7 protein-coding genes are annotated in these 6048 nt (G+C 65.0%); 3 read left to right on the top strand and 4 right to left on the bottom strand.

The features are described from left to right. A partial coding sequence (locus tag CAL18_RS01865) for a tripartite tricarboxylate transporter permease (protein ID WP_170940270.1) occupies window positions 1–418 on the top strand: 418 nt, incomplete at its 5' end. A gap of 178 nt (window positions 419–596) precedes the next feature. Next, the gene (locus CAL18_RS01860; protein WP_094795895.1) at window positions 597–1502 is read left to right on the top strand and encodes an NAD(P)-dependent oxidoreductase; all 906 of its coding nucleotides are present in this window, start codon (window positions 597–599) and stop codon (window positions 1500–1502) included. Window positions 1503–1552: 50 nt separating this feature from the next. On the opposite strand, the gene CAL18_RS01855 is transcribed toward CAL18_RS01860, so the two are convergent. Continuing rightward, entirely contained in the window at window positions 1553–2182 is a 630-nt protein-coding gene (locus CAL18_RS01855; protein WP_094817220.1) for an FMN-dependent NADH-azoreductase, read from the bottom strand. 127 nt (window positions 2183–2309) lie between these two features. Here CAL18_RS01855 and CAL18_RS01850 point away from each other — a divergent pair, with 127 nt between their 5' ends. Continuing rightward, the gene (locus tag CAL18_RS01850; protein ID WP_026639281.1) at window positions 2310–3227 is read left to right on the top strand and encodes a LysR family transcriptional regulator; all 918 of its coding nucleotides are present in this window, start codon (window positions 2310–2312) and stop codon (window positions 3225–3227) included. A 14-nt stretch (window positions 3228–3241) separates the two neighbouring features. Here CAL18_RS01850 and CAL18_RS01845 read toward each other — a convergent pair whose 3' ends face one another. From CAL18_RS01845 to CAL18_RS01835, 3 genes are read right to left on the bottom strand one after another with little or no spacing between them, the layout of a single operon-like run. Next, a complete protein-coding gene (locus CAL18_RS01845; RefSeq protein ID WP_094817219.1) occupies window positions 3242–4783 on the bottom strand; it encodes a sensor histidine kinase in 1542 nt (513 codons plus the stop codon). After that, window positions 4764–5450 (bottom strand): response regulator, encoded by a 687-nt coding sequence (locus CAL18_RS01840; protein WP_094795892.1) that lies wholly within the window; start codon window positions 5448–5450, stop codon window positions 4764–4766. Before CAL18_RS01840 ends, CAL18_RS01845 begins: the two co-directional genes overlap by 20 nt. After that, window positions 5431–6006, bottom strand: coding sequence for an RNA pyrophosphohydrolase (locus tag CAL18_RS01835; RefSeq protein WP_026639284.1), 576 nt, complete (start codon window positions 6004–6006; stop codon window positions 5431–5433). Before CAL18_RS01835 ends, CAL18_RS01840 begins: the two co-directional genes overlap by 20 nt. Window positions 6007–6048: the final 42 nt, after the last annotated feature.

Below are 6048 nucleotides of genomic sequence, written 5' to 3'. Positions count from 1 at the left end.
GATCGGCAACCTGATGCTGGTGGTGCTGAACCTGCCGCTGATCGGCCTGTGGGTCAAGCTGCTGCGCGTGCCCTACCGCATCCTGTTCCCGGCCATCCTGGTGTTCTGCACCATCGGCGTGTACTCGTTGAACTACAACGTGTTCGACATCTACACGACGGCCGCGTTCGGGGTGGTGGGATACCTCTGGGCCAAGCTGCGGTGCGAAGGCGCCCCGCTGTTGCTGGGCCTGGTGCTGGGCCCCATGATGGAAGAGAACTTCCGCCGCGCCCTGCTGCTGTCGCGCGGCGACTTCCTTACCTTCGTCGAGCGCCCCCTGTCGGCCTCGCTGCTTGCCGCGGCGGTGGTGCTGGTGGTGCTGGTGGCCCTGCCGTCCATCCGCAAGAAGCGCGAAGAAACCTTCGTCGAAGAGGACTGACCCCAGCAATGCCGGTGCGGGCGCACGCCGCGCACCGGACGCCAGGGATACCAGCCGGCCCTTGCCAGGGCCGGCTTTCTTTATACCGTGCGCCGCCCGGGCATCCTCCGGATTTCACCGCTGGAGCGAGGGATTGCGGTAACGTTCAGGTTTTCACCTTGCACTACCGGAGACTTGAATGGCATCGATCGGTACGCGGGACTACGAAAAAGTCGTATCCCAGAAAGTTGCTTTCCTCGGCCTGGGCGTCATGGGGCTTCCCATGGCAGGACACCTGGCGCGGGCGGGCCACCAGGTGACGGTGTATAACCGCAGCATTGCCAAGGCGCAGGCATGGACGGCGGAATTCGGCGGGCAAAGCGCCGCCACGCCGCGCGAGGCGGCCGCCGGCGCGCAGGTCGTGTTCGCCTGCGTCGGCAACGACGATGATCTGCGCAGCGTGGTACTGGGCGAAAACGGCGCGTTTGCCGGCATGGCGCCAGGCGCGATTTTTGTCGATCACACCACCGCGTCGGCGGATGTTGCCCGCGAACTGTACGGGGTGGCGCGCGGCAAGCAACTGCAATTTGTAGACGCGCCCGTGTCGGGCGGGCAGGCCGGCGCCGTCAACGGCGTGCTGACTGTAATGTGCGGCGGCGATACCGACGCCTTCGAGGCGATCAAACCCCTGGCCCAGGCCTATGGACGCGCCGTTACCCTGGTGGGGCCGCCGGGCGCGGGCCAGTTGGCCAAGATGGTCAACCAGATCTGCATCGCCGGCCTGGTGCAGGGACTGTCCGAGGCGATTGCCTTCGGGCAGGCAGCGAAGCTGGACATGAAGCTGGTGCTGGATGTGATCAGCAAGGGCGCGGCCCAGAGCTGGCAAATGGAAAACCGCGGCGCCACCATGGTGGACAACAAGTTCGACTTCGGTTTTGCCGTGGACTGGATGCGCAAAGACCTGGGCCTGGTGCTGGCCGAAGCCCGCAACAATGGCGCGCGTGTTCCGGTGACCGCGCTGGTCGACCAGTTCTACGGCGACGTACAGAAAATGGGCGGCGGCCGCTGGGATACATCCAGCCTGATTACGCGACTGCGCGATTGATGGGGCGAGGCGCGGGCCGCATGCCGGCCGCCCGCGCCGCCCGGCAGACCTCAGGCCGCCAGACGCTGCTGCCCGGGCGCGCCGAGCAACGCATCAATACGCTGCCTGGCGGTGGCCAGGCCTTCGTGGGCCGCAGCATCGCCCATCGCCATGCCCTCGGCATAGATAAACGCCGGATCGGCCAACCCGACAAAGGCCAATACCTGTTTCAGGTAGGGCGACAATGTGTCGTCCGCCGTGCCTTCGGCCTTGCCGCCCCGGGCGCCCAGCACCACGACCTGCTTGCCGCGTATCAGCCCTTCGGGCACGCCCTGGGCGTTGTATCGAAAGGTCAGTCCCGCCCGGGCGATATAGTCGATATAGCTTTTTAACTGAGCCGGAAGCCCGAAGTTATAGACCGGCACGGCGAACACAATACGGTCGGCGTCGAACAATTCATTCACCAGCTCATCGCTCTTGGCGACGATGGCAGCCTGCGCTTCTGTGCGCTGGTCGGCCGGCGTGAACAGGGCGCCCGCCGTAGCGCCGTCAAAGTAAGGTACGGGATCTTGCCCCAGGTCGCGCAGCCGGACAGAGCCGTCGGGCTCGATAGCGCGCACCTGCTGGATGAGGTGGTCGGCCAGTTTGCGGGAATTGGAACGGTCGCCAAGGATGGAAGCAAGGATCACTAAGGTTTTCATGGGGAACTCTCCGGTTTCGCCGTGCGGCGCAATGACATGCCTTCACTTTAAGGAAGATGATTCGTTGCATAAACCCGGTTAAGATGAACTGCTTGTTCCGTTTATAGAACAGTAGCGGGAGTACTCCGTGCAAGATCTGAATGACCTGTTTTACTTTTCCCAAGTGGTCGAGCATGGCGGTTTCAGTGCCGCGGCCCGGGCGCTGGATATTCCAAAATCCCGGCTGTCGCGCCGCATTTCACAGCTGGAAGACACGCTGGGCGTGCGTCTGCTGCAGCGAACCACCCGCCGGCTGCGCCTGACCCTGGCCGGAGAGCGCTATCTGCACTATTGCCGCGAAGTGACGGCATCGGCGCGTGCCGCCGAAGATGCCATGCGGCAATTGCAGTCCGAGCCCAGCGGGCCTGTCGTGATCAGTTGCCCCGTGGCCATTGCCCAGCAAATGCTGGCGCCGCTGTTGCCGGAATTCCTGGACACGTGGCCGTCAGTGTCGGTGCAGGTGCTGGCGACCAATCGGCGGGTGGATCTCATACGCGAAGGCGTGGACCTGGCGCTGCGGGTGCGGACGCGGCTGGACACCGACGCCGAGCTGGTGGTCAAGCATCTGGGCATGGCCAGCAGCAGCATTGTGGCCAGCCCCGCGTATCTGCAGCGCCACGGCGTGCCGGCCACCCCGCAGGAGCTGCAATCGCACAACATTCTGAGTTTCAGCGAGCCGCAGGTTGAAGTGCGATGGCCGTTGCGCAACCGGCAAGACGAAGAAGAGATCATTACCCTGCAGCCGCAGTTGTGCTGCAACGATTTCATTGTGCTGACCGAAGCCGCGGTGCGCGGCCGGGGCATCAGCCTGCTGCCCATGGTGGCCACCTATGACGAGGTGCGCCGCGGCTCGCTGGTGCAGGTGCTGCCGGACTGGCGTTCGCCCACGGGCATCGTGCATTGCATTTACCCATCGCGCCGCATGAGCCCTGCGGTGCGGGCCCTGCTGGACTTTATCTCGGGGCGCCTGCCCGATATGTATGCGCGGGTAGAGCAGGCGGCATAGCGGCGCGCGTCCGCTCAGGACTCCGCGGCCGTTCCGGGCACGGGGGCTGCGGGATATGCGGGATCTGCCAGCGGCAAGCGCAATACCGCGGCCAGGCCGGCGCCGCCTTGCCCGTTCGGCTCGCCATCACGCAATTCGATTTCGCCGTCATTGCGCCGGGCATAGGCCCGGGCAATGGACAGCCCCAGCCCCGAGCCGGGCGAACCCGCCAGCCGGCCCGGCTCGACACGATCGAAGCGGGCGAAGGCGCGCGCGCGGGCGCCGGCGCTGATACCCGGGCCGTTGTCGGACACCGCGACTTCGGCGTAGCCGTCTTGCCGCCTGACCGACACGGTGATGCGGGCGCCGCCAGGGGCATAGTGAATGGCGTTATGTACCAGGTTGGACAGCGCCTCGTGCAACTCGACATTGCTGCCCATGACCGGCACTACCAGCTGGCCGGTATCGGATTCGTCGCGGGATGCCGGCGCCCATCCCAGATCCTGATGTTTTTCGTGTGAGAGGGGCAGGTACTGCAGCACGACATCGCGCGCGAGCTCGTTCAGGTCGAGCAGCTCACGCGCGCTCGGGCCGCCCTGGCTGGCATGGGCCAGCGACAGCAGCTGTTCGGTAAGCCGGCGCGTGCGCCCCAATTGGTCGACAATTGCCCGCAGGCCTTCGCGGGCGCGTTGCGGGTCGGGTTCGCGCAGGGCATATTGGGCCTGGGTCAGCATGATGGCGAGCGGCGTGCGCAATTGGTGCGACGCATCGGCAAGGAACTGCGATTGCTCGTCCAGCATGCGCCGGTGCCGCTCGACGTGGTGATTGACGGCTTCTACCAGCGGTATGACTTCGTTGGGCACGCGGCTGGCATCCAGCGGAGTGAGGTCGTTGGGAGGGCGTGCACGGATGTCGTTGCGCAGGCGGCTCAGCGGACGCAGCGACCACGCCACCCCCCACCACACCAGAATGGCGACCAAAGCCAGCATGCGCGCGTCGCGCAGCAATTCCTGGCGGCGGGCCGCGCTTTCCACTTGCAGCCGGCGGCCTATGCTTTCGGCCACCAGAATCAGCACCTGACGGTGCCCGCCGCGGTAGTACAAGTCGCGAACCAAGGCGACGACGCGCACGGGGTCGTTGCGGTAGACGCTGTTGAAAAATACCGGCTCGCCGCGCTCGGACGGCCATTGCGGCGGGCGCGGCAGTTCGGGCATGCCCGTCACGAGCCTGCCGGCGGGCGGAACCTGGCGCCATCCTTCGGGGGTGGGCGGGTCGATTTCCTCGATGCTGAAGTACTTGCGCAGGCCCGCCGTGGATTCGAGGATGACCTGTGCGTACACCGGAGCGGCAACCATCAGGCCGCCCTCCCCGGTAAATTCGATGCTGCTTTCCAACACCCGGGCAGGTTCCAGCAACGCGCTGTCGTACGCTTCGTTGGTGATCGTCGCCAGGGTGCGATAGTCGTTCCAGCTGTCGATGACCAGCAGCAGGATCACGCCGGGCAGCAATAGCGTGATCAGAAGCGTGCGTATGCCCGCCACGCGCCAGGGGAAGCGCTTAGGTTCCGGAAGGCTCACTGGCGACGCTTTCAAGCATGTAGCCCAGCCCCCGCACCGTGACGATGCGTACGTCGCTGCCGGCAAGCTTCTTGCGCAGGCGGTGCAGTACGACCTCGATGGCGTCGAGGTTGGCTTCGCTGTCCTGGGTGAACACCTTGTCGAACAGCTGGGTCTTGTCTACCGGAAACCCGCTGCGGGTAAGCAGGGCGGCCAGGGCCGCATGTTCGCGCGGCGTGAGAAACAGCAGGTTGCCGTCGAGCGTAAAGGCGCGGCTTTCGCCGTCATAAGAAAGCGAACCGCATTGCAGGCGGGGCGCCTGGCGTCCGCGGCTGCGGCGCACCAGCGCGGCCACGCGAGCCTCGAGTTCTTCGAGCGCGAACGGCTTGGTGAGGAAATCGTCGGCGCCCAGGTTCAGGCCGCGCACGCGATCCTGCAGCGCCCCCTGTGCCGTGAGCAGCAATACGGGAGTGTGGTCGCTGCGCCCGCGCATGTCGCGCAGGACCACCAGCCCGTGTTTGTCGGGCAGCCGCAGATCCATGACGATCGCGTCGTACTCGTTGGCGGCCATCAGGGATTCGGCCGTGCGGGCATCGGGCGCATGGTCGGGGGTAAAACCGCTTTGCGCCAGCGCCCGGACCAGCCAGGACGCCATTTCGAGTTCGTCTTCAACCAGCAATATGCGCATGACCGTCAGGCTCGGCGGGCATGCCGTCGGCCGCACGCCCCTGGCCATGCACCCGCTGGCGCAGATAACGCGTTTCGTGCTGGCGCCGGAACAGGATGCTGGCGAGTTCGTTGAGCGCCAGGGTATAGACTTCGCGCTTGAACTCTATGACTGCGTCAAGCGGCACCCAGTATTGGCTCCAACGCCAGGCGTCGAACTCCGGGTGCTGCGTCGCGCGCAGGCATACGTCGCTGTCGCGGCCCACGAGGCGCAACAGGAACCAGATCTGTTTTTGACCTTTATAGTGGCCGCGCCACTCGCGCCTGACAAAATGATCAGGCACGTTATAGCGCAGCCAATCGCGTGTGCGCCCCAAAATGCGGACATGTTCGGGCTTCAGGCCCACTTCTTCATGGAGTTCGCGATACATGGCCTGCACCGGGCTTTCGCCGTACTTGATGCCGCCCTGCGGGAACTGCCAGGCGTGTTCCCGGATACGCTTGCCCCAAAAGACCTCGTTCTTGCTGTTGACGAGAATAATGCCGACATTGGGACGGTAGCCTTCACGATCGAGCATGGGCCACCCCCACCGAATTCAATACAATTACGGTCGATTATA

This window comes from Bordetella genomosp. 7, assembly GCF_002261415.1.
GTDB lineage: Bacteria > Pseudomonadota > Gammaproteobacteria > Burkholderiales > Burkholderiaceae_B > Bordetella_A.
The sequence above is the reverse complement of the archived record's forward strand: the minus strand, read 5'-3'. Positions and strand labels throughout refer to the sequence as shown.

Bases quoted from the DNA above. Each gene is read 5' to 3' on its own strand.
- CAL18_RS01835 (WP_026639284.1), bottom strand. From the start codon at position 6,006: ATGCTCGATCGTGAAGGCTACCGTCCCAATGTCGGCATTATTCTCGTC.
- CAL18_RS01860 (WP_094795895.1), top strand. From the start codon at position 597: ATGGCATCGATCGGTACGCGGGACTACGAAAAAGTCGTATCCCAGAAA.
- CAL18_RS01840 (WP_094795892.1), bottom strand. From the start codon at position 5,450: ATGCGCATATTGCTGGTTGAAGACGAACTCGAAATGGCGTCCTGGCTG.
- CAL18_RS01855 (WP_094817220.1), bottom strand. From the start codon at position 2,182: ATGAAAACCTTAGTGATCCTTGCTTCCATCCTTGGCGACCGTTCCAAT.